Genomic DNA, 3,333 nt, shown 5'->3' with positions numbered 1-3,333 from the left:
TTCATCGGGCTACGCCCTTGAATGGGGGCTACGACAAATCGGACCTCTGCGAGGTCCTTTGCAGTGGAACTCAGCGTGCAAAGTCGTTACTTCAGTGGGTTTTCGCCGAGGAAACGCTCCGCCGTCATCGCAGCTTTACAGCCACTACCCGCAGCGGTAATCGCTTGGCGGAAGTGAGGGTCAGCCACATCACCTGCAGCAAAGACGCCCTCTACATTGGTATTAGGCATACCGTCCTTCGTGAGGATATACCCCTGCTTGTCGAGCTCAATCTGCCCGCCGAGGAAGTCGACATTAGGCTTGTGCCCGATGGCGAGGAAGAAGCCTTGTACTGGTAGGTCATAACGCTCCTCATTCGCCTCGCCCTTATTCTTCACCACATGGACACCAGCGACGCCATTCTCCCCATAAAGTCCTTCGGCCTGTTGCTTCCAGAGCACCTCAATATTCTCCTTCTTCAGCACACGGTCCTGCATCACCTTTGAGGCACGTAGCTCATCACGACGCACCATGAGGTAGACCTTCTTACAGATCTGAGAGAGGTAAAGAGCCTCCTCGCAGGCGGTATCTCCACCGCCTACCACAGCCACATCCTGACCACGGTAGAAGAAGCCATCGCAAGTGGCACAACCGCTAACGCCCATACCCATATACTTCTGCTCATCGGGCAGACCTAGGTACTTGGCACTTGCACCAGTGGCGATGATGATGCTCTCGGCAATAATCTCAGAGTCGCCACCATTGATCTCCACCTTAAACGGACGCTTTGAGAGGTCGAGCTTTGTCACCTCACCATCACGCATATCGGTGCCGAAGCGCTCCGCCTGCTTCTTGATATCCATCATCATCTGAGTGCCATTCACCGCCTCGGGATAGCCGGGGAAGTTCTCCACATCAGTGGTAGTAGTCAATTGCCCGCCTGGTTGCATTCCCTCCACTAGCACGGGAGAGAGATTAGCCCTTGAGGCATAGATCGCTGCAGTATATCCTGCTGGTCCGCCCCCTATGATGAGTAGCTTCGTCTTGATTGTTTCCATATCTCTATATCTTATTAGTCATTAAACAGTTACCTTAAATCTATAACCGCCACCCCTGGGAGTTTGTTCGCATCAAAGCGAAAGAAGCCCTTCTGCTTCATCTGAGCCGTGGCACTCTGCCGTAGCTTAGTCACCTTCAGCACAATCGGCACCGATATACTCCTCTGTTTCACCCGCATAGAGAGCGGTTTGCACTGGCTATTGAGGTGCACCTCTAGCCACTCTATCTCCTCCTTCTGCTTAGGGGTCGCCTTAATGGTCGTCACCGCCCCTGTGGTCGACTCCTTGAGGTTAAAGGTCTTGGCAGAAATACGGTTAAGGTTTAAGAGAGGGTTGAGCTCTAGTAGGTCCTCCTTATAAGGCTGGGTAAGATTGACCTCCCCATTCTGCGGAATGTAGACCCACAAGTTACCCCCTTGGTGCCACGCACGTATCGAAGGGCTCTCCAGACAAAAGTCCTCGCCTAGTGCATAGTAACTTCCCTGCTCACTATCCTCCCCAATCGTCAGCTGATACTCTATCTGTAGACCTTTAGAGGCATCTAAATATCGCTTTGCTTTTTGTAGCGTCTGCTCCTGTGCTTCGGCCGAAAAGGCAAATAACAGTGGAAGCAACGCCAGTAGCCATCTCCTTATACCCATCATCGTTACTTTCTATTTTCTTCAAAAAACTGCTCCAACTGCTCCTCCGTAGTGATGAGAAGCTCACGAGGTTTATTGCCATCAGCACCCGAGATAATACCCGCATGCTCCAACTGCACCATAATACGAGAGGCACGGTTGTAACCCACTCCAAATATCTGCTGAATGTAGCTGGCCGAAGGGCGATTGTCCAAAACAATCCTTCGGGCCGCCGCCTCAAAGAATTCGTCCCAATTGCTAGGATCTAGCTCGCCAGTAGCCAGAGAACCAGCAAGGTCACTACCCTCAGGCTTCACCTCGGGTAGTTCGTACGCCTCCCTAAACCCTCTCTGGTCAGAGATAAACTTCACCAAACTATTCACCTCAGGGGTATCTACAAAGGCACACTGCACACGGGTGAGGTCGTTGCCCGTAGTGAAAAGGCTATCGCCACGGCCAATCAGACGATTAGCCCCCTGAGCATCTAGGATAATCTTAGAATCAATACCCGAAGAGACCTTAAAGGCAAGTCGCCCAGGGAAGTTTGCCTTAATAGCCCCCGTGATAATCGACGCCATGGGTCGCTGTGTAGCGATAATCGCATGAATACCTACCGCTCTCGCCTTCTGTGCCAAGCGGGTGATCGGTGCCTCGATCTCCTTACCTCCCGTGAGCATCAAGTCGCCATACTCATCAATGATCAGCACAATGTAGGGAAGGAACTTATGCCCCTTCTCCGGATTGAGCAGCCGTTGCTTGAACTTCTGATTGTACTCCTTGATATTCCTCACATGCGCCGACGAGAGTAGCTCATAGCGGTCGTCCATCTCCACACAGAGCGATTCCAGCGTCCCTTGCACCCGCTTAGGATCGGTGATGATTACCTGATCTTCATTGGGTAGCTTCGCCATATAGTGCTTCTCAATCTGACGATAAGGGCTAAACTCCACCATCTTAGGGTCCACCATCACAAACTTCAGCTCCGAGGGGTGAAGCTTGTAGAGCAAAGAGGTGATAATAGCATTCAGACCCACCGACTTACCTTGACCCGTTGCTCCTGCCACCAGGAGGTGTGGCGTCTTGGCAAGGTCAAAGACAAAGACATCATTGGTGATCGTACGCCCAAGCGCCACTGGCAAGGCCGCGGTACTCTCGGCAAACTTCTTGGAGAGAATCACCGAACGCATACTCACCACCTGAGGCTTTTTATTTGGCACCTCCATACCGATCGTCCCCTTGCCCGGCATCGGTGCAATGATACGAATCCCCATCGCCGAAAGGCTCATAGAGATATTATCCTCCAGCCCACGGATACGAGAGATATGGATGCCCTCCTCTGGCACCACCTCATAGAGCGTAATGGCAGGGCCCACCGTGGCACTAATCGACTTAATCCCTATCCTGAAACTCTCCAGAGTAGTGGTGATCAGCCGCTTATTCTGCTCTATTTCCTCCGTATCTATCTCCTCATTTTGCTGCTCATACTTCTTGAGGAGGTCAGCCGAAGGCATCTCAAAGCCCGCCAGCTCTAGGGTAGGGTCATACTCCCCCTGCTCCTCCACCAGTTGCTTGGCACGTAGCTCGGCACTGGTCACCTCGTCCTGCATGCTACGGTTGTCCATCACCACCATATCCACCCCATCTCCCGCTTCACTCCTGTGGATGATAGGGGCAGG

At 52.4% G+C, this 3,333-nt stretch carries 3 protein-coding genes; all 3 read right to left on the bottom strand.

Features of this window, described 5'->3' with window-relative positions; genetic code table 11:
* Positions 1–86 precede the first annotated feature (86 nt).
* Positions 87–1,037, bottom strand: coding sequence for a thioredoxin-disulfide reductase (gene trxB, locus QVO39_RS01920; RefSeq protein WP_021902783.1), 951 nt, complete (start codon positions 1,035–1,037; stop codon positions 87–89).
* Between the two features lie 29 nt (positions 1,038–1,066).
* A complete protein-coding gene (locus QVO39_RS01915) occupies positions 1,067–1,681 on the bottom strand; it encodes a hypothetical protein (protein ID WP_288171528.1) in 615 nt (204 codons plus the stop codon).
* A gap of 2 nt (positions 1,682–1,683) precedes the next feature.
* Positions 1,684–3,333: DNA translocase FtsK (locus tag QVO39_RS01910; RefSeq protein WP_288171527.1), on the bottom strand; the 1,650-nt coding region annotated here is incomplete at its 5' end.

Source organism: Porphyromonas sp. CAG:1061 (genome assembly GCF_000435035.1).
Classification (GTDB): domain Bacteria; phylum Bacteroidota; class Bacteroidia; order Bacteroidales; family Porphyromonadaceae; genus Porphyromonas_A; species Porphyromonas_A somerae.
This window is presented reverse-complemented; position numbering and strand designations above follow the sequence as displayed.

Coding starts and splice junctions, on each gene's coding strand:
- trxB (WP_021902783.1), bottom strand. CDS start 1,037: ATGGAAACAATCAAGACGAAGCTACTCATCATAGGGGGCGGACCAGCA.
- QVO39_RS01915 (WP_288171528.1), bottom strand. CDS start 1,681: ATGATGGGTATAAGGAGATGGCTACTGGCGTTGCTTCCACTGTTATTT.